General features: G+C 55.1%; 23 protein-coding genes. 11 read left to right on the top strand and 12 right to left on the bottom strand.

From position 1 onward, the window contains the following. Positions 1-190: 190 nt before the first annotated feature. The 6 genes from ACREYP_RS12385 to ACREYP_RS12360 all read right to left on the bottom strand — a co-directional run bounded on the left by ACREYP_RS12385 (position 191) and on the right by ACREYP_RS12360 (position 8,306). Positions 191-1,222 (bottom strand): methionine synthase, encoded by a 1,032-nt coding sequence (locus ACREYP_RS12385; protein WP_008459294.1) that lies wholly within the window; start codon positions 1,220-1,222, stop codon positions 191-193. Between the two features lie 25 nt (positions 1,223-1,247). Beyond that, complete coding sequence (locus ACREYP_RS12380; protein ID WP_008459291.1) at positions 1,248-2,225, bottom strand: DUF1852 domain-containing protein; 978 nt, start codon at positions 2,223-2,225, stop codon at positions 1,248-1,250. Between the two features lie 243 nt (positions 2,226-2,468). Beyond that, positions 2,469-5,537: an efflux RND transporter permease subunit gene (locus ACREYP_RS12375; protein WP_336818769.1), complete on the bottom strand. Its 3,069-nt coding sequence runs from the start codon at positions 5,535-5,537 to the stop codon at positions 2,469-2,471. Beyond that, the gene (locus tag ACREYP_RS12370) at positions 5,537-6,649 is read right to left on the bottom strand and encodes an efflux RND transporter periplasmic adaptor subunit (protein WP_336818768.1); all 1,113 of its coding nucleotides are present in this window, start codon (positions 6,647-6,649) and stop codon (positions 5,537-5,539) included. Before ACREYP_RS12370 ends, ACREYP_RS12375 begins: the two co-directional genes overlap by 1 nt. Before the next feature lie 78 nt (positions 6,650-6,727). Continuing rightward, positions 6,728-7,345, bottom strand: coding sequence for a TetR/AcrR family transcriptional regulator (locus tag ACREYP_RS12365; protein WP_008459285.1), 618 nt, complete (start codon positions 7,343-7,345; stop codon positions 6,728-6,730). Between the two features lie 82 nt (positions 7,346-7,427). Then, positions 7,428-8,306, bottom strand: coding sequence for a LysR family transcriptional regulator (locus ACREYP_RS12360; protein WP_008459283.1), 879 nt, complete (start codon positions 8,304-8,306; stop codon positions 7,428-7,430). 107 nt (positions 8,307-8,413) lie between these two features. On the opposite strand from ACREYP_RS12360, the gene budA reads away from it, so the two are divergent. The 4 genes from budA to ACREYP_RS12340 all read left to right on the top strand — a co-directional run bounded on the left by budA (position 8,414) and on the right by ACREYP_RS12340 (position 13,722). After that, on the top strand, positions 8,414-9,193 hold the full coding sequence (gene budA, locus ACREYP_RS12355) for an acetolactate decarboxylase (protein ID WP_336818767.1): 780 nt from the start codon (positions 8,414-8,416) through the stop codon (positions 9,191-9,193). A gap of 23 nt (positions 9,194-9,216) precedes the next feature. Beyond that, positions 9,217-10,896, top strand: a complete 1,680-nt coding sequence (gene alsS / locus ACREYP_RS12350; RefSeq protein WP_336818766.1) for an acetolactate synthase AlsS — start codon at positions 9,217-9,219, stop codon at positions 10,894-10,896. Positions 10,897-10,915: 19 nt separating this feature from the next. Beyond that, positions 10,916-11,686 carry a (S)-acetoin forming diacetyl reductase gene (locus tag ACREYP_RS12345; RefSeq protein ID WP_008459277.1) on the top strand — a complete coding sequence of 257 codons (771 nt, stop codon included), beginning with the start codon at positions 10,916-10,918 and terminating at the stop codon, positions 11,684-11,686. A 143-nt stretch (positions 11,687-11,829) separates the two neighbouring features. Then, entirely contained in the window at positions 11,830-13,722 is a 1,893-nt protein-coding gene (locus ACREYP_RS12340; protein ID WP_336818765.1) for a potassium transporter Kup, read from the top strand. Here ACREYP_RS12340 and ACREYP_RS12335 read toward each other — a convergent pair. Together ACREYP_RS12335 and ACREYP_RS12330 are read right to left on the bottom strand one after the other, a co-directional pair. Then, positions 13,719-14,300: a TetR/AcrR family transcriptional regulator gene (locus ACREYP_RS12335; RefSeq protein WP_008459273.1), complete on the bottom strand. Its 582-nt coding sequence runs from the start codon at positions 14,298-14,300 to the stop codon at positions 13,719-13,721. The genes ACREYP_RS12340 and ACREYP_RS12335 overlap by 4 nt on opposite strands. A gap of 41 nt (positions 14,301-14,341) precedes the next feature. Further along, positions 14,342-15,847 (bottom strand): MFS transporter, encoded by a 1,506-nt coding sequence (locus ACREYP_RS12330; RefSeq protein ID WP_336818764.1) that lies wholly within the window; start codon positions 15,845-15,847, stop codon positions 14,342-14,344. Positions 15,848-16,035: 188 nt separating this feature from the next. On the opposite strand from ACREYP_RS12330, the gene ACREYP_RS12325 reads away from it, so the two are divergent. Then, entirely contained in the window at positions 16,036-16,650 is a 615-nt protein-coding gene (locus ACREYP_RS12325) for an alpha/beta hydrolase (RefSeq protein ID WP_336818763.1), read from the top strand. Positions 16,651-16,746: 96 nt separating this feature from the next. Here ACREYP_RS12325 and ACREYP_RS12320 read toward each other — a convergent pair whose 3' ends face one another. Beyond that, positions 16,747-17,781, bottom strand: a complete 1,035-nt coding sequence (locus ACREYP_RS12320) for an AI-2E family transporter (protein WP_273970900.1) — start codon at positions 17,779-17,781, stop codon at positions 16,747-16,749. 253 nt (positions 17,782-18,034) lie between these two features. Between ACREYP_RS12320 and ACREYP_RS12315 the strand changes: the two genes are divergently transcribed. The 6 genes from ACREYP_RS12315 (at position 18,035) to mrdB (ending at position 23,303) form a co-directional block, all read left to right on the top strand. Then, the gene (locus ACREYP_RS12315; protein ID WP_442892170.1) at positions 18,035-18,133 is read left to right on the top strand and encodes a protein YdgV; all 99 of its coding nucleotides are present in this window, start codon (positions 18,035-18,037) and stop codon (positions 18,131-18,133) included. Positions 18,134-18,239: 106 nt separating this feature from the next. Continuing rightward, complete coding sequence (mdtJ, locus tag ACREYP_RS12310; protein ID WP_336818795.1) at positions 18,240-18,617, top strand: multidrug/spermidine efflux SMR transporter subunit MdtJ; 378 nt, start codon at positions 18,240-18,242, stop codon at positions 18,615-18,617. Continuing rightward, positions 18,604-18,933 (top strand): multidrug/spermidine efflux SMR transporter subunit MdtI, encoded by a 330-nt coding sequence (mdtI, locus tag ACREYP_RS12305; protein ID WP_336818762.1) that lies wholly within the window; start codon positions 18,604-18,606, stop codon positions 18,931-18,933. Before mdtJ ends, mdtI begins: the two co-directional genes overlap by 14 nt. Before the next feature lie 134 nt (positions 18,934-19,067). Further along, a complete protein-coding gene (locus ACREYP_RS12300; RefSeq protein ID WP_498880881.1) occupies positions 19,068-21,221 on the top strand; it encodes a bifunctional diguanylate cyclase/phosphodiesterase in 2,154 nt (717 codons plus the stop codon). Between the two features lie 193 nt (positions 21,222-21,414). Continuing rightward, positions 21,415-22,056: an ATP-dependent Clp protease proteolytic subunit gene (locus tag ACREYP_RS12295; protein ID WP_008459260.1), complete on the top strand. Its 642-nt coding sequence runs from the start codon at positions 21,415-21,417 to the stop codon at positions 22,054-22,056. A 134-nt stretch (positions 22,057-22,190) separates the two neighbouring features. Next, positions 22,191-23,303 carry a rod shape-determining protein RodA gene (gene mrdB, locus ACREYP_RS12290; RefSeq protein WP_498880880.1) on the top strand — a complete coding sequence of 371 codons (1,113 nt, stop codon included), beginning with the start codon at positions 22,191-22,193 and terminating at the stop codon, positions 23,301-23,303. A 51-nt stretch (positions 23,304-23,354) separates the two neighbouring features. Here the strand turns inward: mrdB and ACREYP_RS12285 are convergent, their stop codons facing one another. The 3 genes from ACREYP_RS12285 to asr all read right to left on the bottom strand — a co-directional run bounded on the left by ACREYP_RS12285 (position 23,355) and on the right by asr (position 24,881). Further along, on the bottom strand, positions 23,355-24,161 hold the full coding sequence (locus ACREYP_RS12285) for a trypsin-like serine peptidase (RefSeq protein WP_008459256.1): 807 nt from the start codon (positions 24,159-24,161) through the stop codon (positions 23,355-23,357). A 98-nt stretch (positions 24,162-24,259) separates the two neighbouring features. Further along, positions 24,260-24,340, bottom strand: coding sequence for a small membrane protein YdgU (ydgU, locus tag ACREYP_RS12280; protein WP_483862443.1), 81 nt, complete (start codon positions 24,338-24,340; stop codon positions 24,260-24,262). 115 nt (positions 24,341-24,455) lie between these two features. Further along, entirely contained in the window at positions 24,456-24,881 is a 426-nt protein-coding gene (gene asr, locus ACREYP_RS12275; protein WP_008459254.1) for an acid resistance repetitive basic protein Asr, read from the bottom strand. Positions 24,882-24,994: the final 113 nt, after the last annotated feature.

The following is a 24,994-nucleotide window of genomic DNA, read 5'->3' as shown; positions in this document are numbered from 1 at the left end:
GCAATATATTCATGAAGGCAAGGCTATATATTAGCAGGTTAATAATAAATTTATGATTAATTCGATGGGCCCAGTATTAGTGCGTTGAGTGACCAGGAAATGACTGCCATTAAAGGAGGGATTAGCTATCGGCACAGGGAATAAAACCTGGCGATCTCTCAATCGCCAGGCGGGTTGCAAAGACTTTAGGTTATTTACCCAGAATCTCTCTGCGCACGATCTCTGCCCCAGCGCTCAACGCGTGCAGTTTGCCTCTGGCCACATGGCGCGGCAGCGGAGCCATACCGCAGTTTGTGGAAGGGTAGAGATTTTCGGCATCAACGAACTGCAGCGCTTTGCGCAGGGTGTTGGCCACTTCTTCCGGGGTTTCAATGGCGTGGTTGGCCACGTCGATGGCGCCCACCATCACTTTCTTGCCACGAATCAGCTCGAGCAGGTCCATCGGCACGTGGGAGTTGTGGCACTCCAGCGAGATGATGTCGATGTTTGAGGTCTGCAGCTTTGGAAACGCCTCTTCGTACTGGCGCCACTCCGAGCCCAGCGTTTTCTTCCAGTCGGTGTTGGCTTTGATGCCGTAGCCGTAGCAAATATGCACGGCGGTTTCGCACTTCAGGCCTTCGATGGCGCGTTCCAGCGTGGCGATGCCCCATTCGTTAACTTCGTCGAAGAACACGTTGAAGGCTGGCTCATCGAACTGAATGATGTCCACGCCGGCGGCTTCCAGCTCTTTCGCTTCCTGGTTCAGGATTTTGGCGAATTCCCAGGCCAGTTTTTCACGGCTTTTGTAGTGGTTGTCATACAGCGTGTCGATCATGGTCATCGGGCCAGGCAGCGCCCATTTGATTGGCCGGTCGGTTTGTTTGCGAAGGAACTTTGCATCTTCCACAAACACCGGTTTTTGACGAGCCACGGCGCCTACCACGGTCGGGACGCTGGCATCGTAGCGGTTACGAATGCGCACGGTTTCGCGTTTCTCGAAATCCACGCCGTCCAGGTGTTCGATAAAGGTGGTCACGAAGTGCTGGCGAGTCTGCTCGCCGTCGCTGACGATGTCGATATCGGCCAGCTGTTGTTCGTGCAGCGCCAGGCGCAGGGCGTCCTGTTTACCCTCAATAAGTTCCTGATCCTGCAGCTTCCACGGCGACCACAGCGTTTCAGGCTGTGCCAGCCAGGACGGTTTTGGCAGGCTGCCGGCAGTGGACGTAGGCAATAATCTTTTCATGTCGAATAACCTTGTATTTGGTGTCTCAAAGAGGGTAGTTAGCAGACCACTGCTCTAAAATTGTTTGGTACGGTTTGATGAAGTGCTCTTCAGTAAACTTCCCTTGTTCGATGGCCAAACGGCTGCGTTCTTCACGATCGTAAACAATTTGAGTAAATGAATGATCCTGGTGGTTCAGGCTTGGCTGGAAGCACAGCCCGGCCGGAGAATTCGCGTTGTAAATCTCAGGGCGGTAGATCTTCTGGAACGTCTCCATGGTGCTGATGGTGCTGATAAGCTCGAGATTCGAGTAGTCATTCACCAGGTCGCCCGTGTGGTAGAAGGCAAACGGCGCCACGCTGTTGGGCGGCATGAAATAGCGAGCCTTCAGCCCCATTTTGTTGAAGTAGAGATCGGTCAGGGAAGATGAATCCTGCTCATATTCAATGCCGAGCACCGGGTGGCGGTTTCCGGTCTGGCGGTAAACGTTTTTGCTGGAAACGCTCAGGCAAATCACCGGCGCTTTATTGAAATTTTCTTTGTAGGTGTCTGACCCAACGAAGTGTCTGAACAAGTTCCCGTGCAGCACGCCGTAATCTTCCGGGATGGTGAATTCTGCGCGATCCTGGTTGTACGCTGGCAGCAGAACGCTGAAATCATAGTCGCGAACGTAGGAAGAGAAGTTGTTCCCGACAATGCCTTCGATGCGCTGGCCGGTTTTCTTATCCAGCACGTGAGTTTTTAAAATCTCAATCGCCGGGAAGGTCTTGCCGTTGCCTTCAACATCCAGCTCAACGGAAATAATTTCAAGTTCAACGCCGTAGCGGTCGGAGGTGGGGTTGTCCCAGTTCGCCAGGGAGTTGAAGCGGTTATCAATCATGATCAACGCGTTACGCAGGTTCTCCTGACGCTTCTCGCCGCGGGCGAGGTTAGCAAAATTGGTTGTGATGCGCGTATTCCCTGACGGGTTGTAATTCTCATCAAAAACAATGCTCTTAAGAGTAAAAGTAAACGCTTTAGTCATGGTAATCCGGCACCTTAGTTCTGTTTTTTGCCTGTATCTACTGCTTGATTTCTCACAGATAACCTTTGGTTAGTTGTGGTTTTACCTGTCAGTAATCTTCACATTGCATGTCGTTAACAATATTGCATCTTTTATGCCTGAGTCACAGTTTTAGTAAAAGTGATTTAATTTCATTAGAACATGAGCGGTGTTCATGATTTGGAATATGGCCCGGAGAGGAGTCCTCCGGGCCTGATGAATCGGTCAGTTATCAACCTTTGGCGGGCGAATTTTGAACCAGATCGCATACATGGCGGGGAGGAACAGCAGCGTCATAAAGGTGCCGCCAAACGTCCCGCCGATAAGCGTGTAGGCCAGCGCTCCCCAGAACACGGAATGGGTCAGGGGAATAAATGCCAGAATCGCCGCCAGGGCGGTCAACAGCACCGGGCGCGAACGTTGGATCGTCGCTTCAACCACGGCATCAAAAGGCGTCAGCCCGGCCTGCTCGTTATGCTTAATCTGGCCGATGAGGATCAGCGTATTGCGCATCAAAATCCCTGAAAGCGCAATCAGCCCCACCAGGGCGTTGATGCCGAACGGCTGGTTGAAAATCAGCAGCGTCGGTACCACGCCGATAAGCCCCAGTGGGCTGGTGGCGAACACCATCAGCATGGCTGAGATCGACCTAACCTGAAGAATAATCACCAGCAGCGTTAGCGCGATCATGATCGGGAACAGCGGAGCCATTGCCGCCGTGGCCTTGCCGGATTCTTCAATGGCGCCCGCTTCTTCGATGCGGTACCCCGCCGGAAGCTCTGCCACAATAGGTTGAATTTTTTTCACGATCGCCGTCGACACATCCGGCGGCTGAAGGCCATCGGCGACATCGCCCCGCACGGTAATGGTTGGCGTTCTGTCGCGACGTCGGAGCACCGGATCTTCCATCACAACTTCAACCTTACCGATTTGCGAGAGCGGCACTTTTTGCCCGTTCGCGCCAATGAGCGTTAGCGCGGCGAGCTGTGCCGGGTCGTCCCGCACGCTGCCGCGCGCCCGGCCCGTGACCTGCACGGAGCGAATATCTTCCCGCACTTCGGTCAACGGCGCGCCGGATAGCAGAAACTGTAATTGCTGCGAGACGGAGGCGGTGGTTAAGCCCACGGCGTAAAGCCGGTCCTGGTTCAGGGTGAAATGCAGGGTAGGAACCCGGGAGCCCCAGTCGATGTTCACGGTGCGCATCAGTCCGCTTTGATTCATCACTTTTTCAACCCGTAACGAAATCGTTCTGAGCACGTCCGGGTCTGGCCCCATCACGCGAAACGCTACCGGGTAGGGCGTATAAGGCCCGAAGACAAGTTGGGTGACGCGCACCTGCGCCTCCGGTGCCAGACCGTTGCTGATGGCCTGCCGCAGCCGCATTTTCAACGCTTCTCGCGCATCAGGATCGGGCGTGAGGATCACGATTTTTGCGAACGAAGGGTCGGGCAGCTCCGGAGCCATGGCCAGGTAGAAACGCGGCGCGCCCTGGCCAATGTAGGAGGTGACGATTTTTGACTCTTTCTGCGCGCTGAGCCATTGCTCAATGCGCTCGGTAGTCTTCGTCGTTTGCTCGATAGACGTCCCGTAAGGCAGCTGAACTTCTACCAGCACTTCCGGGCGGTCTGAGATGGGGAAGAACTGCTTTTTCACCACGGCCATTCCGGCTATCGCCAGCACAAACAGGCCGACGACCGAACCGGCGGTCAGCCACTTGCGGGCGATGACTTTTTTCAGCAATGCCCGGAAGCGATTGTAATTTTTGCTGGTGTACAGCGCGTGTTCCGCCAGCGCGGCTTTGTGCATATCGGGTAGCAATTTCACGCCGAGATAGGGCGTGAATACCACGGCCACCAGCCAGGATGCTATCAGCGCGATACCGACGATCCAGAACATGTTGCTGGTGTACTCCCCGGCGGTGGAGTGGGCAAAGCCGTTCGGCATAAAGCCGATGGCGGTTACCAGCGTGCCCGCCAGCATGGGCGCGGCGGTGTGGCTCCAGGCGTAGGCGGAGGCTTTCACACGGCTGTAGCCTTCCTCCATTTTCACCACCATCATTTCAATGGCGATGATAGCGTCGTCCACCAGCAGGCCCAGCGCCAGAATGAGTGAGCCTAAGGTTATCCTGTCGAAGTTTTTATCGGTGGCGGCCATGACGATAAATACCACTGCCAGCGTTAGCGGCACGGCGGCGGCAACCACGATGCCTACCCGCCAGCCCATGCTGACAAAGCAGACCACCATCACCACCAGCAGGGCGACAAAAAACTTCACCATAAACTCATCCACGGCGGAGCTAATGTTCACTGACTGATCGCTGACTTTACTGAAGCTCATGCCGAGCGGCATCGTGTCGTTGATTTTACGGGTTTCCTGATCCAGGGCTTTGCCCAAATCAAGCCCGTTCCAGCCGTCGCGCATGACCACGCCGAGCAGCAGGGCCGGCTCGCCGTTGTTTCTGACGAGGAACGTAGCCGGGACTTCATACCCGCGCTCGACGTCAGCTACGTCGGACAGTTTCAGCGTTTTCCCCTGGGCCACAATGGGGGTATCGCGGATTTTTGAGAGCTGATCCAGAGCGCCATCCACGCGGATAAACACCTGCGGGCCGGCAGTTTCTATTGAGCCTGCGGGGGTGAGCAGGTTCTGGTTACTCAGCGCCTGAAAGATGTCCAGCGGCGAAACACCAAGCGTGGCAAGCCTGTCATGAGAGAACGAAACAAAAATGCGTTCCGCCTGTTCACCGATAATATTCACCTTTTTCACGCCGGGGACGTGCAGCAATTGCTGGCGCAGGTTCTCGGCATCGCGCACCAGCAGGCGCTGCGGCTCGCCTTTTGCTTTCAGGGCAAACAGCGCGAATGTCACATCTGAAAATTCGTCATTTACAAGCGGGCCGATAACGCCATCCGGCAGATTTTTGGCCTCATCGCTGATTTTTTTCCGCGCCTGGTAAAACGCCTCCGGCACGTTGGCGGGCAGCGTGCTGTCTTTTAGGGAGACAACGCTGTAGGCAAGACCCGGACGGGTATAGGTTTCCGTGCGGTCGTAGTCGTCCAGCTCCTGCATTCTCTTTTCCAGCGGCTCGGCCACCAGATCCTGCATTTGCTGCGCGGTGGCTCCCGGCCAGGCGGTGATCACGGTCAGCTGTTTCACCGTAAAAGGCGGATCCTCGGCTCGGCCCAGTTTAAAGAACGCGATGATCCCGGCCAGCGTAATGAGCAGGATCAGGAACAGAGTGACTGATTTTTCACGTACCGCGAGGGCGGAAAGGTTAAAGCGAGAGTCGCTCATTACGGTGCTCCCGCCAGATCGGTGGCGCCCTGTGCAAGCAGTCTGACTTCTTCGCCGTCATGCAGCAGATGTGCGCCGAGGGCAACGATGCTGGCGTGGCTGTCGATTTGGGTGGCAACAATGGCGGATTCATCGGTGATGCGGCGGATGCTCACCGGGTGCCAGCTCACTTTGGCCGGTTTAGCGCTTACCACCCAAATGCCGGTGCCTTTCTCTTTCCCGGCGTCATAGAGCGAGGCCAAAGGCACAATCACGTTTTGTGAGGGAGTGCCTGCGTCAGGAATGGTGACGGTCACCGTGCTGCCGAGCGGCGCCTGGGCAAGTGCGCCAGCGAGCACAAACTTCGCTTCAAATGTGCGGGTTTGTGGGTCGGCGGCGTCGGAAAGCTGACGTAAGGTAGCGGCCACGGGAGCGCTATCTGAACCGTAAAGATGAGCCTGAGCTATGGTGCCCAGCGCCGGGCGCAGCGTTTCCGGCAAATCGACGACCGCTTCACGCTGGCCCGCCCGGGCGAGACGAATCACCCCTTGCCCGGCGGCGACAACCTGGCCTGGCTCGGCCAGCGTATCCACGATCACGCCGTCAGAATCAGCCGTCAGCACCGCATAATTCATGGCGTTTTTAGCCACATTGGCCTGGGCAATGGCCGCCTGCAGATCCGCTCTGGCGCTGTCGGCCTGGGCTTTGATTTGATCGTACTGCGAGGCTGAAATCGCGCCGCTGCCGACAATGCTTCTGTAGCGGGCCTCATCGGCGGCGGCCTGTTTAGCGCGGGCTTTGGCAGCGGCGACGGCCTGATCCTGCGCTTTAGCCTGCAGGCTTAAATCCTGAGGATCGAGTCGGAGCAGGGGCTGGCCGTTTTTTACCGTCTGGCCTTTGTCCACCAGGCGCTCAAGAATTTTTCCCGGAACGCGAAAACCGAGGTCGCTTTGGATTCGGGAGGCGACAATGCCGGTAAAAGCCCGGGCGTCATCATTGGCGGACTGAACCGCGACAACGCGAACTAGCGGAGGCTCGGTACGCGGATCCTCTGGCTGAGATGAGTCACCGCAGGCGGTGAGCGCCGAGCACAGCAGCGCCACGGCGGCTGGAAAAGGCTGAAGACGAAACATACGTTCCCTTATAAACGCGGAGCAGGAACGCAGATAATTATTCAAGTGACCAATTTAGTCAATGGTCACAAGATGCGATCAGGGCATTAAACTTTTTAGGATCAGCGCGGGCAAAAGCTGTTCGGCTTGCTTAGCCAGTTCGAGGTTGTATTGCAGCTGTATCGGGCTGATATACGGCAGCATGACGAGAAAAACGGCGTTAACGGTTTCATCCATCGGGCTGCGGCGTTCAAATTCACCGGACTGGCGGCCTGCATGAATAATGGCGGTAAGCACTTCCCGCAGCTGCAGCTTGTAGCGTTCGGCCGAGGGCCAGTTTTCCAGGCAGGAAACAATGGCGATGTCGTGGAGCTTACGGTCGTAGAAAAACAGATCGCTGCCTGCGGCAATGAGCGCGCTGAACATCGCCCGCAGCTTAGCCGACGCACCGGGGGCGTCATCCACCGACTGACTGACGATTGCCATCATCTTTGTCAGGCGGTTGTCGCAGATCACTTCGCCGATTTCCTGCTTGGATTTGAAGAACTTGTAGATATAAGCCTTGGAATAGCCGATGGCTTTGGCGAGATCGGATACCGTCGTTTTTTCAAACCCGTAGTGGCCAAAGAATTCGGTCGCTGCCTCGATGATCTGTTCCCTGACGCTGTGTTCCGCAGGCCCTCTGGTTTCCCCGCCCTGAACGTGTGTTTCAGACATATTTTCTCCCTGTGTTCGGATTTGTGAATGGTGACTATTGTAGCATTGGGTCACTCAGGGAGCGATGTCGTTGCGGCCAGGCTCAGTGGGCGAACAGCTGGATAAAGCGTTTCACCGTCGGAGAGCGTTCAAACTGCCGCCAGGCCAGCGCAATGTCCGTTTTCACCTGGTCACCGCGAATCGCGTGGAAGGTGACGTTCGGGCAGGCGATGCAGGTCATCGATTGGGGAACTAAGGCGAACCCGAAGCCTGCCGAGACCATGCTTAACGAGGAAGAAATTTGCGAAGCCTGGCAGGCACTTTTCAGATCGATGCCCGCCCGCAGGCAGGCGTTATACATCAGTTCATATAATCCGGGGGCCACTTCTTCCGGGAACAGCACTGGCGGCACATCGGCCAGCGCCTGCAGGGCCAGTTCTTTCTCCCCGGATAGAGGATGGTCCTTGTGCAGGGCAATCATCATCGGCTCTTCGTCAATTAGCTTGAGCGTAAACCGCTTGCTGCTTTCACAGGGCAGGCGCACAAACGCCACGTCCAGCAAGCCATCATCCAGCTCCTGCATCAGGCCCGCCATATTGGTTTCTCGCTGGCGCAGTTCGATGGCCGGATAGTGCGCCTGAAACTGGCGCAGCAGGGAAAAAATCTTTGGATTGAACGCGTTTGAACTGGTTATCCCGAGCGACAGCTTGCCGTTAATACCGCGGGCAATGCCGCGGGCTTTCTCCAGCGCGGCATCGCTGTGGGCCAGAATCTGGCAGGCATCCTGATAAAACGCTTCTCCCGCATCCGTCAGCTCTACACCTCTGGTCAAGCGGTGCAGCAGGGGCGTGCCCACTTCACGCTCCAGCCGCTGGATCTGTTGGCTAAGAGGAGGCTGCGAAATACCCAACAGCTCGGCTGCCCGGGTGAAATTATGCGTCTGGGCAACGGCGACAAAATAGCGGAGATAGCGAAGTTCCATATCGAAAACGTCTCAAACCAGAAGGGCTTTTATATTGGAACTGTGAGCTGGATCACGTCAACATTTAATTAATGTTTCTTAACCTTCAGCCCGAGGTGACAGACGCCATGAGCGATCTAACTCTATGTTCCTGCAAAGAAAGTCTTTTAGAGATGGTCGAGACCTTCGCCGCAGCCAATAAAGAAAACATGATATATCAGACTTCATTGATGAGCGCATTATTGAGCGGCGTCTATGAAGGGGAAACCACCATGGCCGACCTGCTTAAGCACGGTGACTTTGGCCTGGGGACCTTTAACGAGCTGGACGGCGAGATGATTGCCTTCAACAGCAACGTGTATCAATTACGGTCAGACGGCAGCGCCAGAGCGGCCAGCCCGCAGCAGAAAACGCCGTTTGCGGTGATGACCTGGTTTAAACCTCAGTACCGCTTGCGCATCAATAGCCTGACCAGCCGTCAGAAACTGCACGAGATTATCGACGCAAAAATTCCCTCCGATAACCTGTTTTGTGCGCTGCGCATCGACGGTCATTTCCACCACGCACATACCCGCACGGTACCGCGCCAGAAGCCGCCATATCGCGCGATGACAGACGTGCTGGACGACCAGCCGGTGTTCCGCTTTAACGGCCGTAAAGGCGTGCTGGTGGGGTTCCGCACCCCACAGCATATGCAGGGCATTAACGTGGCGGGCTATCACGAACACTTTATTACCGATGACCGCCAGGGCGGCGGGCATCTGCTCGATTATCAGCTGGAGCAAGGCGAGCTGACCTTCGGTGAGATCCACAAGCTGATGATCGATCTTCCGGCAGACAGTGCATTTCTTAACGCCAACCTGCACCCCGAAAATCTCGACGCGGCTATCCGCGCGGTTGAAAACTAGCGTTCCCTGAGGAGATGTGAGCCATGAATAATAAAAAACCTTTGCGCCAGTGGGCGCACGGCGCTGACATGGTGGTCAGCCAGCTTGAAGCTCAGGGCGTGAAGCACGTCTTTGGGATCCCAGGGGCGAAGATCGATAAGGTCTTTGATTCGCTGAACGACTCGCCGATTGAACTTATTCCGGTCCGCCACGAAGCCAATGCGGCCTTTATGGCGGCGGCGGTGGGGCGCATCACCGGGAAAGCGGGCGTGGCGCTGGTGACCTCCGGCCCTGGCTGCTCAAACCTGATCACCGGCATGGCAACAGCCAACAGCGAAGGTGACCCGGTTGTGGCGCTGGGCGGGGCGGTAAAACGTTCCGATAAAGCCAAACTGGTACATCAAAGCATGGACACCGTGGCGATGTTCAGCCCGGTGACGAAATACTCGGTGGAAGTCCCTTCTTCGGACGCCATTGCTGAGGTGGTTTCAAACGCTTTCCGCGCCGCCGAGCATGGTCGCCCCGGTAGTGCCTTTGTCAGCCTGCCGCAGGACATCAGCGACGGCCCGGCAACCGGGAATATTTTGCCAGCCAACGGGGCGGTGAAAGCCGGTGCAGCGCCTGACGCCGCTATTAGCGATGTGGCGAAACTTATCTCGCAGGCCAAAAATCCTGTATTCCTGCTTGGGCTGATGGCAAGCCAGCAGGAAAACAGCGCGGCGCTGTTCCATCTGCTGGAAAAAAGCCATATCCCGGTCACCAGCACCTATCAGGCCGCAGGCGCGGTGAATCAGCAACACTTTGCTCGTTTTGCCGGGCGCGTGGGGCTGTTTAATAACCAGGCCGGTGACCGCCTGCTGCAGCTTGCCGACCTGGTTATCTGTATTGGCTACAGCCCGGTGGAGTATGAGCCGGCGATGTGGAATACCGGTGATGCCACGCTGGTGCATATTGACGTTCTGCCCGCCTATGAAGAACGCAACTACGTGCCAGACGTCGAGCTGGTGGGTGATATCGCCAGCACGCTGGACAAACTCACCGCCCGTATAGAAACACCGCTGGTCCTTAGCCCACGTGCGTCAGAAATCCTTGTGGACAGGCAGCACCAGCGTGAACTGCTGAGCCGCAGGGGCGCACAGCTGAATCAGTTTGCACTCCACCCGTTGCGCATCGTCCGGGCGATGCAGGACATCGTGAACGACGACGTGACCCTGACCGTCGATATGGGCAGTTTCCACATCTGGATCGCCCGCTATCTTTATAGCTTCCGCGCCCGTCAGCTGATGATCTCCAACGGCCAGCAAACCATGGGCGTAGCGCTGCCGTGGGCCATTGGCGCGTGGCTGGTGAATCCGGGCCGCAAGGTGGTTTCGGTGTCCGGCGACGGCGGGTTCCTGCAGTCCAGCATGGAGCTGGAAACGGCGGTGCGCCTGGGCGCTAACGTGCTGCACATCATTTGGGTGGATAACGCCTACAACATGGTGGCGATTCAGGAAGAGAAAAAATACCAGCGTCTGTCCGGCGTGAACTTCGGGCCGGTGGACTTCAAAGCTTACGCGGATGCCTTCGGTGCACGGGGCTTCGCGGTAGAAAGCGCGGAGGCGCTGGAGCCGACTTTACGCGCCGCTATGGATGTGAATGGTCCGGCGGTGGTCGCCATTCCGGTTGATTACAGCGACAACCATCTGTTGATGAGTCAACTGCACCTCAGCCAAATTCTTTAAACTACAGAAGGATATTGTGATGAAAAAAGTAGCATTGGTTACCGGCGCCGGTCAGGGGATCGGGAAAGCAATCGCGCTGCGCCTGGCTAAAGACGGCTTTGCCGTCGCCGTGGCGGACTACAACGCCAAAACCGCAAAAGAAGTGGCGGACGAAATTAACCGCAACGGCGGCCGCGCGCTGGAAGTGACTGCGGACGTGTCCGACCGCGATCAGGTCTTCGCCGCCGTTGAGGCTGCCCGCAAAGGGCTGGGCGGGTTTGATGTCATCGTCAACAACGCTGGCGTAGCCCCTTCCACGCCTATCGAGGACATCACCCCGGAAATCGTCGATAAGGTCTATAACATCAACGTGAAGGGCGTAATTTGGGGTATTCAGGCCGCGGTTAAAGCCTTTAAAGCCGAAGGGCACGGCGGGAAAATCATTAACGCCTGTTCCCAGGCTGGGCACGTGGGTAACCCCGAGCTGGCGGTTTACAGCTCCAGCAAATTTGCCGTGCGCGGCCTGACCCAGACCGCGGCGCGCGACCTGGCCCCGCTGGGCATCACAGTGAATGGCTACTGCCCAGGGATCGTCAAAACCCCAATGTGGGCCGAAATCGACCGTCAGGTGTCTGAAGCAGCGGGTAAACCGCTGGGTTATGGCACCGCAGAATTCGCCAAACGCATCACTCTGGGACGTTTGTCCGAGCCGGAAGATGTGGCTGCCTGTGTGTCTTACCTGGCCAGCGCGGACTCTGACTATATGACCGGGCAGTCGCTGCTCATCGACGGCGGGATGGTCTTTAATTAAAAAAAGGTTTTAATGTGGAGTACCTTTTGGCCTGGCGGGGAACCGTTGGGCCTTTTTTATTTGCCACTGTTTATCTTAAGTTTTTTATCCACCTCTATACTTTGTGATGGCAACAGCCAGAAAAATCACAGAAAGGACTGGACATGACAAACCTGTCGCAGACGGACGGCGCGGAAGCCTCCGGGACAACGCCGCATAAATTTATCCTCGCGGGAAGCGCCCTCGGCGTGGTGTTTGGCGATATCGGCACCAGCCCGCTTTATACCCTGAAAACGGTGCTGCTGTTATCCGGCAACGATCCGACCCCGTCGGTTATCCTGGGTCTGCTGTCGCTGATTATCTGGACGCTGATCCTCATCACCTCGGTGAAGTATGCGATGTTTGCGATGCGCATCGACAACCACGGGGAAGGCGGCATTATGGCGCTGATGTCGCTGCTGGTGGCGAGAGACAAAGGCTCGCGTTGGGTGGTGCTGGCGGCTTTATTGGGCGCGGCGCTGATCTACGGTGACGGAGCGATTACGCCCGCAATTTCAGTGCTCTCCGCCATTGAAGGGCTGAATATTATCCTGCCGGAGGCCGAAACCTGGGTGCTGCCAATTGCGGTGACGATTCTGGTACTGCTGTTTGCCGTGCAGCCTTTCGGCACGGCTAAGATAGGTAAAGTTTTCGGGCCGATTATGGCGCTGTGGTTTATTGCTATCGCCGGGCTTGGGATTTGGGGTATCGCGCAGCATCCGGCCGTGCTGCTGGCTATCAATCCCTTGTACGGCCTGCAGTTTCTCGTCTCTAACGGTTTTGTCAGTTTTATGGTGCTGGGCGGCGTGTTTCTGTGCGTCACCGGGGCGGAAGCGCTGTATGCCGACATGGGGCATTTCGGTAAAAAGCCTATCTGGATGGCGTGGTACGGCGTGGTCTTCCCGAGCCTGCTGCTGAACTATGCGGGGCAGTCGGCGCTGATCCTTTCCGGGGCCGATATCACCCAGAATATCTTCTTCCGCCTTTGCCCGCCGGCACTGCTGATCCCGCTGGTGATCCTTGCCACGCTGGCCACCATTATTGCCAGTCAGGCGATTATCACCGGGGCATTTTCGATGACCCGGCAGGCGATTCAATTGGGCTGGCTACCGCGCCTGCGCATTCGCCAGACGGCGGCGGAGAGCTACGGGCAAATTTATATCGGCGTGATCAACTGGCTGCTGATGGGCGTCACGCTGTTCCTGACGGTGTTCTTCAGGTCGTCTGAGAACCTGGCGGCGGCTTACGGGATTGCGGTATCTCTCACCATGCTGATGACCTCCGGGCTGCTGTACGTGGCGATGCGTCACATCTGGCAGTGGCGGCGGCTGACCAGCGCGCTGGTGGCGGGGGGCTTTTTGATCGTCGATACCTGCTTCCTGATCGCTAATATGATCAAGGTACTGGAGGGCGGTTATATTCCACTGCTGCTAGCGGCGATTGTCTGCACGACGATGCTGGTCTGGCACCGTGGCGCGGCGGCGGCGTCCAGGGCGGTGAACGAAAAGGTGATCGATGTGAACACCTTCTTCGCCGCGCTGAAAGAGCGTGGCGTGCCGCGCGTGCAGGGTTCAGCGGTGTTTCTGACCAAAACGCGCAACGGTATCCCGCCGGTGATGCGGTGGCATGTGGCGCGCAACCACGCGCTGCAGGAGCAGGTACTTTCGCTGACCATTTCTATCATGAACGTCCCGCGCGTACCGGCTGGAGAACGGCTGGTAATTGTGGAGCAGGCACCGAATTACTGGCGCGGTATCGCCCAGTACGGCTTTATGGAAAGACCGCATATTCCTGAGCTTATGGCGAGACTGGGAGAGATGGCGTGTGCCTTCCGCGTGGAGGACGTGACCTACTATCTGGGCCATGAAACCATCGTGGCCCGTGAGGACGGGCAGGGGATGCCAGCCTGGCAGCGTAAGTGCTTCGCGTTCATGGTGAGAAACGCCACGCACGTGACGCACTATTACCGCCTGCCGAGCGACAGCGTGGTAGAGATCAGCCGGCGGATAGCAATTTAACCCGCCCGCAGGACCAGGCGAATAAAACTGTCGATGTCGTCCAGCGCCAGCTGCCTGTCGGCAGGGGCTGAGGCGACCAGCAGTTTGTCGGCATAACCGTTGAGCAGGGCGCTAAACTGGCGCGTAGCTCTGGCGGCATCCACCGCTTTAAACACGCCGGCCGCAATGCCGTCATCGACGATATCGGCCAGCACTTTTTCCCATTTTTGCGTCATCACCAGCGCAAGCTCGGCCCATACGCTGCTGTGCGCTGCCTGGTGCCACAGCGCGCCGTAAAGCTGCCAGACAGCGTCCGGCGCGTGAGGGAGATACGTGTGGATCAAGCGTTGCAGCTTATCTTCCGGGGAAAACGTGTTGGTTTCAGCGGTAAACTTGTGCAGATCGGCCATCAAAAACGCGGTCATCGCTTCAATGCAAAGCGTTTGCCAGTCGCTGAAGTAGTGGTAAATGTGGCTCCGTGAAATACCCACCCGCTCGGTGAGTTCGCGGGTGGTCACCTTTTCAATGCCTTTCTCAATGAACAGCTCAATGGCCCCGCTCAGGATTTTGCTTCTTAGCGTGTCCGGTGCTTCTTTCATGACGTTTCCACGGTTATCTGAATCGCTGATGGAGCATCTTATCAGTTTTTAACACGCTGGCTGGACAGCTTTTCCGGCTGGCGCAGCACATATTTCAAGATCGCGGTGCTGACGGCGACCAGCACGGCGGCGCAGATAATCACCGTCAGATAGGCATGGCTGAAGGCGTTTCGCGCCAGCTCTTTCAGCAGGGCGGCGCTTGCCGTGCTCATCGAGCCTGCAAGGTGCAGAGCCTCATCCAGACTGTCGTACGCGCTGTTTCCTGCCACCAGGCCTTCAGGCAACACCAGGCTTGCGCTGTAGACCGCGGTCATCAGGCCGCCCAGCAGCGTCACGCCAAGTACGCCGCCCATTTCCCATGAGACATCCTCAATCGCGGCGACCATGCCGGCTTTTTCTTCCGGGGCATTGAGCATGATGGATGTTGATGCGGCGGTAAACGCCACGCCGAGCCCAAGCCCGATGACAAACAGCGCGGCGAGCTGTGGCGTCAGACTGTAATCGGCCAGCAAAGCCATACCCGTCATACCCATCGCTGTCACCAGCAGGCCGAAGACCATAAGTTTTGCGCCGCCCCAGCGTGGCAGCACGACGCCGGCCAGCGGTGAAGCCAGGGCCGAGCCAATCGGAATAGGCAGAATCGACAGCCCGGCTAACAGCGGCGTCAGGCCCAGGACAAGCTGCAGGCGCTGGGTCAACACCAGCTCAATGCCGGTTAGCGCGATCATGGTGATAATCGCCACGCTAATGCCGCTGGCAAACATGCGGTTACGGAACAGCGAGAAATCGATCATCGGCTGGGCCGAACGCTGTTGGCGACGAACAAACAGCGTTAAAAAGACGACGCCAGCCAGCAAAGAGCCGGCGATGGTTAGCCACGAGGCATCCATCTTGCTGAGTTCCTTGAGCGCGTAAATCACGCCTACAAGGCCAAGCATAATCAGCAGTGAAGCGGTGAAATCACAGGGACGGTTGGCGTTCCCCGCATCCCGTGGGATCAAGAACCAGGCAAAAACGATAACCAGCAAGACGACCGGCACGTTAATCAGGAAGACCGATCCCCACCAGAAGTACTCCAGCAGCACGCCGCCAATAACCGGGCCAAGCGCCGCGGCGGCAGAAGCCACGGCAGACCAAATGCCGATGGCCAGCGCCCGTTCGCGCTCGTTGGTAAAGACCTGACGCACGATGGCAAGCGTGGCTGGCATCATCATCGTGGCACCTATAGCCAGAAACACGCGAGAAGCGATCAGCAGTTCAGCCGTGGGCGAGTAGGCCGCGCAGAGCGAAGCGAGGCCGAAAACAGGTAATCCGGACATAAAGAGCAGCTTGTGGCCCAGGCGGTCACTCAGCATGCCCGCGCCGGGTAGCAGGCCCGCCGCCACCAGCGGGTAGGCGTTAATGATCCACAGTTTTTCAGACGCCGTAGCGTTTAAGGCCTGGGTGAGCCTGGGCAGTGCCGTGTAAAGCACCGTCATATCTATAATGATCAGGAAAAGGGTGCTGGTCAGGATCGCCAGAGTCAGCCAGCGGTTAGTGAAGCGCATGTTGAATGCCTCTAAAATAATCCAAATTTGAGCGGTTGCTCAAGCGCGAAATATACTTGAGCGGTTGCTCAAAAACAAGCTCGGTATTGCCGCGTATTTAGCGGCGGTTGACTTGTTGTGAAGGGGGGATCGCGATAAGGTAGCCGCCTGCGAGGATATTCATTCAGGTTTGAGCACAGGGCAGGGAAATGAAAAAACTGATCGTGATGTTGCATGGGGTAGGGAGTTCCGGGGCGGATCTCGAAGGGCTGGGGCTTTTTGTCCAGCAGGTTATGCCGGAAGTGCTATTTGCCTCCCCGAACGGCAGCGAGCCTTTTGACGGCGGCGGCGATGCCTGGCAGTGGTTCAGCCTGGAGGGCGTGACAGCACAAAACCGCCCGCAGCGAGTGATAGAGGCCCGGGCCGCGTTTGATGCGAAGCTGGAAGCTATTTTTAAGCAGCATGACGTGACGCCGGGTAAAGATCAGGTCATTCTGCTGGGCTTCTCTCAGGGATCTATCATGGCCCTGGATGTTCTGGCTACTTCCCGTTTTCCACTGGCGGGCGTAGTGGCATTTTCCGGGCGTCTTGCTTCACCCAAACCGTATCACGTGGCGGCAGATGCGTCGGCGCTGTTGATTCATGGTATGGCGGATCAGGTGATTCCGTGGGCTGAAAGTGAAGCGGCTGCCGCGGCGTTAATTGAAGCTGGCGCGGAAGTTGAAACGCTGTTTGAACCCGGCGTGGTGCATACCATTAGCGCGGATGGCGTGTCGCAGGCGCTGGGGTATATTGCGGAGCGTTTTGAGTTAGATCCGGAGTGATTTTTCCCTCACCCTAACCCTCTCCCAAAGGGAGAGGGGATAAAACATATTGCATGTGATCTTACCTCTCCCCCTCCGGGGAGAGGGGCAAAATCATCAGGACTTGCTCATATCACTCAGCAGCACCGCAATACTTTTCCCGCCTTCCGTTTGTTCCAGCGCAATCTTCACCGCAATCGTCAGCGGCACGGACAGCAGCATACCGACCGGGCCGAGCAGCCAACCCCAGAAGATGAGTGACAAGAATACCACCAGCGTAGAGAGCCCAAGCCCTCGGCCCATCATGCGCGGCTCCAGGATATTGCCAAACACCAGGTTAATCAGAAGATAACCCGCGACGACAATCAGGGCCTCGTACAACCCGTTAAATACCAGAACCTGCACCACCGGCGGGATGGCCGCCAGCACGGAGCCGATGTTTGGAATATAGTTGAGTGCGAAGGCCAGCAGCCCCCAGATAAAGGCAAAGCGGACGTCAAGGGCGGCAAGCATGCTCCATACGACAAGGCCGGTGACGATGCTGATGGCCGTTTTTAGCACCAAATAATGGCTGACGCTGTCCAGCGCACGCTGAATGGCACCCATACCTTCTTCCGGGCGAGCCATCAGCTGCTGCAGCTTGCGCGGCAGTTGAGGGACCTCAATCAGCATAAACACCACGGTCAGCAGCAGTAAAAAGATAGATGTCATCGCGTTGGAAAGCTGCGTCAGCAGACCGGTAACCAGCGTCATCAGGGCATTAGGATCGACATACTTCATTAACTCATCGACAGAAACAGAAATTCCCGCGCGCTGCAGCCAGGGTTCAAGGGTTTTTAACGGCACCACCAATGAAGAGCGGTACTGCGGCAGGGTCCGCGCAAGTTCGTTTAGCGAAGTGCCGAGATAGGCCAGCAGCAGCACCATGCTCAGGATAATGACGACAATCACCAGGCTGATGGCCAGCACGCGCGGCACCCGAAGCCGTTCAAGACGACGAATTAGCGGGTTTAGAATAACGGCAATAAATAGCGCCAGAATAAATGGCACGATGATGTCGGCAGCCGCTTTAATACCCACCAAAATAATGACCAGCATGCCCAGCATGATCACGGCCTTCAGTGCTTTGAGTGTAATAATTGGTTTTGCCATCGTGGCGGGTTCTCCAGTGTGCGGGCGGGGGAATAATACACCACCGTTAAAACAGGTGTCCCTTTATTACGTTATTTTAAACGTTAAAAACAGTTTGATACATTGTGTTTTTGCTGTCGTTTTGCGTAAAGGAGTGTAAAGGTCAGCCGCTAACATACCGAATTATGGTATAAAATCACCGTGTTTAACTACTGAGGACAATTTTCTATCCGCAACTGATGAGAAGCAACACCGCGGGTAAGTTGGAAATATTATGGACAATACGTTCAGCACTTCATTCAATCAGCATTCTGTTTTTATCACATCTACATCTTCACTCTCTGGTGAGCAGCACTGGCGCAACGCGCTATAGTCCCTTTCTTCTGACATTTTTTTTCTGGTTTTCAAATTTTCGCTTGCTCGTCGTGTGACGTGGCTTGTCGGTTTTTTGTATCTTTATTTTCTCTGTCAGGAGAGAAATCATGATTTATTGGGTTTTATTGGGATTAGCCATCGTTGCCGAAATTACCGGCACCTTGTCAATGAAATGGTCAAGCGTAAACGAAAGTAATATGGGGTATATTTTCATGCTGGTCATGATCGCGATCTCCTATATTTTTCTGGCGTTTTCGGTGAAAAAAATCGCCCTTGGCGTGGCATATGCCATGTGGGAAGGCATCGGTATTCTGTTTATTACCATCTTCAGCGTCATGCTGTTTGATGAGTCCATTTCACCGCTAAAAATACTTGGCTTAACTACGCTGGTTATTGGTATTGCGCTGATTAAATCGGGTACGCGAGAGAAAAAATCACGCCCGGTGATATCAGAGAAAGGGGAGCATCATGCAGTCGTTTGAGTGGGTACACGCCCTGTGGCTAGCGTTAGCCATTATTCTGGAAATCGTCGCCAATATCTTTTTAAAACAATCTGATGGTTTCAAACGCCCGATTTACGGTGTGCTGTCTCTGCTGGCCGTGCTGGCCGCGTTCAGCGCCCTGGCTCAGGCCGTTAAAGGCATTGAGTTATCCGTCGCCTATGCGCTCTGGGGCGGGTTTGGTATCGCCGCCACCGTGGCCGCGGGCTGGATCCTCTTCGGCCAGCGCCTTAACCGCAAAGGTTGGGTTGGACTAAGTTTGTTGCTGGTAGGGATGGTTATTATCAAAATTGCCTGATCCATCACGCTGCCCGTTAATGATTCGGGCAGCGCTTTCCTCAGGGTGTATTACGCTTATTTTACGGTAAAAGCACTTCTCTAAATCAAAAGCCTAAAAACCTTCACGTTATTTCACTTAGAAGAGAGCTGAAATTGCGTAATCCTCTTAGCTGGAAAAGCACGCCCGTTGCTGGAGCCCTGTTTGCCATGGTGTTTATGGCAGGTATCGGGCTGATCGTGTCTATTATCGCGCTCCTCTACCTTTCATTTCACCTTATTAGCAGTAAAACCAATGAGATAGATGAACACCGAAGCGCCCTGTCGGTACAGGGGGCCATACAGACTTCGGTCAACCGCGTGTGGGCGTTGGTTATTGATAATGCGGTCTGGGACGATGCCGTAAATCAAGTTTATCGCCCTGAGCTGGACGTTAACTGGCTGTATAACACCTGGGGCGCGGGTTACAAAATCAATAACCTCTATGATGGCGTGTACGTGCTGGATGAAGGGTTCAATGTGCTTTGGGGCTCGTTTCGTGGGCAACGCGTAACGGGGCAAAACATTTCTCAACTTGGGAAGGGGTTTGCGTCCCTCGTCCACCAGAACGCGCAAACGCTTAAAGACGACAAAAAAATTTTTGCCGGGATCACGCAAACCGAGAGCGGCGTTTCGTTTATTGGCATTGGGCTGATTCGGCCCATGTTGGGGCGGCTTCAGGTTCACGACGCCACGCGCCGTTACCTGGTGATTGGTCGTCAGATTAATAACTCGATGCTAAAAGAGCTGGGAAACACGTTTCAGATTGAAAACCTACGCCTGACGCCCACGCCATCTGATTCTTCAAGTGTCCCGCTGAACAGCGCCTCCGGTGAAACGCTGGGATACCTTAGCTGGCAGCCGCGGCTGCCTGGAGCAGAGGCGGCCCGCGCCGCTTCGGCAGATATTATGCGCATTACGATGCTTGCGGCGGTGCTAATCCTGGTCTTTATCGTCATCAGCAGCCTGGGGCTGTACAAGCTGGCTCGAGGTGAAAAGCAGGCGAGAAATATCGCGTTAACCGACTGGCTCAGCCATTTACCTAACCGACGAGCGCTCATCGAGCGGCTGGAAACCATCAGCAAACGGGGAGATAGCGACGAAAAAAGCGTGGTATTTATCGATCTCGATGGTTTTAAGGACGTGAATGATATTTACGGGCACGATAAAGGCGACCAGTTAATCGTGACCATTGCTCATGCTCTTCGCGATCGCGTGCCACCAAACGGCATGCTGGTGCGCATGGGAGGGGATGAATTTGCCATGATGATCGGCGGGGAGAGGGCCGGGGAACACTCAGCCGCCTTCGCGGGTTCAGTCCTGGATTTTCTTAGCCAGCCTGTCCCCGTGGGAGAAAGTACCCTTCATATTAGCGCCAGTATCGGAATAGCTTCGGGCTCGCTGGTGGATTGCAGCAGCTCGGAGCTGTTCCGCCGGGCCGATATCGCTATGTATCACTCTAAAATTACCGGAAAAGGTCGCACGACTTATTATGATGCTGCGTTGAATAATGTTCGCGAGCGCCGTTTAACCATCGAAAATGACATTCGCGCGGGCCTTCTACGGAATGAGTTTGAGGTTTGGTACCAGCCGATTATGGATGCACGTAGCCAGGCGATGGCCGGTGTGGAAGCGCTGGTACGCTGGCCGCGTCGCCCAGGAGGAGAACTGTTGCCAGATGAGTTTATTCCCGTGGCTGAAACGAGCGGTCTTATCTATTCGCTCGGATTGTTTGTGCTCCGCCAGGCGTGCTGTGATTTAGCTCCCCATGAGGATCTGCGGCTGTCGGTAAACATTTCTCCGGCGCAGTTCCGCGACCCGGAATTTGAAGATAAGGTTGCCCGGGTGCTACAGGAAACGGCGTTCCCGGCGCAAAGGCTTGAACTGGAAGTGACGGAAAGCTATGTGCTGGAAAACCCGGAGCGCGCCCTGACGGCAATTCGCAATCTTAAGTCTCAGGGCACGGCGGTGGCGCTGGACGACTTCGGCAACGGCTATTCGAGCATCGGCTATTTGCGACGTTTTAACTTTGACACCATCAAAATAGACAAGTCCCTGGCCGGACTGGTGGACAGCGATGAACAAGCGCTGGCGCTGGTGAATGGAACGGTACGTATTGCCACCGCGCTGGGGATGGCAGTGACGGCGGAGGGCGTGGAAAACGAAGAGCAGCTCAAGCTGCTTGGCCGGGCAGGCTGCGACCGGCTGCAGGGCTATTATTTCAGCCCGCCTAAGCCGCTGGAGGTGATTTTGGGGCTACGTCCGGCGTAGTGGCCTATTAAATTATGGGTTAATATTGCCTGCTATTACAGAGGGTTATTTTATTTTTTATGTTATTGGGTTTTTTCTTTTCAATATTAACTCTTTGTTTAATTACTGGTTATAAATCACCTTGCTTTTGCAATCCCATGTTATAAGCTATGAAGAAATGGAATGTTAAGTTGAGTTTATCAAGGAGAGACATGTGAAAGCCGCAATACACCTGATCATTACAGTGTTAATTTCGTATTCTTCATTTGCTGCAGCGCAGCCAGTGGAAGATAAAAATAAAATAGCCAAAATTTATTATACCGGAGAAATGCAACCTTCCGCCGTATCGAGGCTGGTCAGCGCTTTTGATGAAGTTAATAAAAATAATGATGTAGAAAGAATTTATCTCTACATCAATAGCTATGGCGGTGATATGGATGCGGGCTTGATGGCCGCCGCTGCCGTCAGAAGCTCTGCTATCCCCGTAACAACAGTGGCTATGTCCACCGTCGGCTCTTCAGCAACGATCATGTTTTGCGCCGCAGACGACAGGCGCTCATTGCCTGAAGGCAGCCTGTTCCTGCACCCGGCCTCTATCTCACATCAGGGAGATGTCAGGCCAGCAGATGTGGCTTACCTTGAAAAAGAAACACGTCGTTTCAATGAGATGTTTAAAAAAACGTATCGGGCATGTACAAAACTTGATGATGCCAAAATAGCCGAGATACTGCATAGCGAGTATAACCTTACAAACTATTCTCCCAGTGAAGCAATGGCCATAGGGTTAATATCCTCCGTGGATAAAAAAATAATTCCGGCCACCTACAGCTACGCTATCACCAGCAGCTCAAATTAATAGTCAAATATTACCGGGTAAACTATCGGGTCATGACGTGGATATGGAAATAACGCTGAGGGCAATCCGCTAGTTTGTCCCGTGAATATATCAGGAACCATGCCTGAATTACCTTGTGGTGGCAGAGGTATTACATGGAAAATATTCATCAGAAAAGAATGTTTTGGCTAAAGATTCATCTTGATGCTTCGCTGCTGCTGTTGATTATGCTGCTGCTTGCCTACAGCGCGTTTGTGATGTGGAGCGCCAGCGGCCAGGATCCTGGGATGATGGAGCGCAAAGCCGGGCAGATAGCGATGGGGCTCATCGTGATGATCGCCATGGCGCAAATCCCTCCTCGCTTTTATGAAAGATCCGCCCCCTGGCTCTTTGCCCTGTGCGTGATTTTACTGCTAATGGTGGATAGCATCGGGCAAATCAGTAAAGGGGCTCAGCGTTGGCTGGATCTCGGCGTTATCCGCTTCCAGCCTTCTGAAATCGCAAAGATTGCCGTCCCGCTGATGGTGGCGCGGTTTATCAATCGCAATCCCTGTCCTCCATCGCTGAAACATACCGCCATCGCCCTAGCGCTGATTTTTGTTCCCACCTTGCTTATTGCGATGCAGCCCGACCTCGGGACCGCCGTTCTGGTGGCCACATCCGGTCTTTTCGTGTTGTTCCTGTCCGGCATTAGCTGGCGGATTATCGCCGCCGCTGCCGCGCTGATTGCGGTGTTCATTCCGGTGCTGTGGTTCTTTCTTATGCATGACTATCAGCGTGAACGCATCATGATGCTGCTGGATCCGACCCGCGATCCGCGTGGGGCGGGCTATCACATTATTCAGTCAAAAATTGCTATTGGTTCTGGCGGTATGGTAGGGAAAGGCTGGCTGCACGGCACACAGTCGCAGCTGGAGTTTTTACCGGAGCGGCACACCGACTTTGTGTTTGCCGTTCTGGCGGAAGAACTGGGCTTTATCGGCATTTTAGTGCTGCTGGCGCTGTATCTGCTGGTGATTATGCGCGGGTTGATCATCGCCGCTCAGGCTCAGACGCTTTTTGGCCGCATGGTTGTCGGCAGCCTGATACTGATTTTGTTCGTTTATGTGTTTGTGAACATCGGTATGGTGAGCGGAATCTTGCCGGTAGTAGGTGTTCCGCTGCCGTTAATAAGCTACGGAGGCTCGGCGCTGATCGTGCTAATGGCCGGGTTTGGCATCATTATGTCAATACATACGCACCGCAAGATGATGTCAAAAAATGTTTAGCTGCCGGGCAACCGTTATTGCTACGGTGCCCGACGGTATCGGGTTGAGCGCTTATTGTGCCAGCGCTTCCAGTCTGTCGCGGAAGCCGGTGACTGAGATGGCGCGGTTGTCAGCTCTGTATCTGTCTTTGGCTGCCGGGGCAGAACTTTGCACCGCAATCAGCTGCCAGCCCTGATCGGTTTTCAGCAACAGCGGTGAACCGCTATCGCCGGGGAGCGTATCACACTGGTGCGACAGCACGGACGCTTGCGCCCAGCCCGTCACCAGACAGTTGCTGTGGGTATACAGGTCGTCGAGATGATCCAGCGGATAGCCGGACTGCGTCACTTTACGATCCTGCGCCTTTAATGCTTCGGTTAGCGCGTCTTTGTCGCCGGTAAACAGCGGCAGTGGCGTGATACCCGAAGGCGGATTACGGATAATAATCAGGCCAAAATCGTAAGGCGCTGCGTTAGACGGAACCAGCCACCCGTCACCGTCCGGCTTAAGGCGGCGACCGAGGGACTTGTCCACGCGGCCTTCGATATCATGGATCTCATAGCGCCATTGCCCTTTGTGGGAAATAAAGCGCAGGGCGATGGCTTTGTCTGCCTTACCACGCGGCGGCTGCAGCAGGCAGTGCCCGGCAGTTAAGGCCAGATGCGGTGAAATCAGGGTGGCGGTACATAAGTTGCCGCTGGCGGTTTCCAACTGGCCAATGGCATCCCAGGGGGCGTCCTCAGGGTTGGTCACGCGAATACGGTCATCTTTGCCGAAGAACAGTGTTTTAACGTTCGCCGGGCTGTCGTCTTCGTCCGCGTGAACGAGTTGAGGTAAAAGGATCAATGCTCCTAAAAACAACACAACACTTTTGCGCATAGCTCTCTCTGAAGGGGCTAATAATTATGGTTTTTATAGATGCAGTAACTATAGTCGGAACGGACCGAAAGTGGGAGTGAAAACAGCAGACTACGCTATCAGAGCCAGAAGCTCAGCGTAATAATACCGCAGATGATCAGCAGGGCGAGGATTAACTCGAAACTGTAGCGTCGCAACATTATCCGCACTCCAGAAATAAGTACGTGCTAAAGGCTGTGCCTTATTCCTAATAAAACACCCGGCAAGCCGGGTGTTTATGTAAACGCTTCAAGCTAACGGGTCGCCCCGTTTAACTTATGCTGCTGGCTGTGCAGCTGGTTTAGCAGCGGCTTTGTGATGTTTTTTCACGTGTTTTTTAGCAGCCTGAGCTTTCTGTGCAGCTGGTTTTACTGCTTTTTTGTGGTGTTTTTTAGCAGCCTGGGCTTTCTGAGCAGCTGGTTTGGTTGCTTTTTTGTGGTGCTTTTTAGCAGCCTGAGCTTTCTGCTCGGTGGCTGGTTTAGCGGCTTTTTTGTGTTTCTTTTTAGCAGCCTGAGCTTTCTGAGCGGCAGCTTTTTTGTGTTTCTTGTGATGCGTTACTTTTGCAGCTGGCGCTTTAGCAGCAGGAGCAGCAGCGGTGGTTGCTGGAGCAGCAGCTGGAGCGGTAGCGGTGGTGTCAGCAGCGAAAGCGGCAGAAGACAGACCCATAGCAGCGGCAACAACCAGAGCTAATACTTTTTTCATTTCGACATCCTCGAATTTGTTTGTGTGTCAACCCCACTGCGGGGCCGTTGAAATGAACTATAGGCTGGGGAATCAAAGTGTTCAGTGAGTGATTGGTATCGGCATGTAACGTA

The organism is Enterobacter sp. TMH.L2, from assembly GCF_050847315.1.
Lineage (GTDB): Bacteria > Pseudomonadota > Gammaproteobacteria > Enterobacterales > Enterobacteriaceae > Cedecea.
This window is presented reverse-complemented; position numbering and strand designations above follow the sequence as displayed.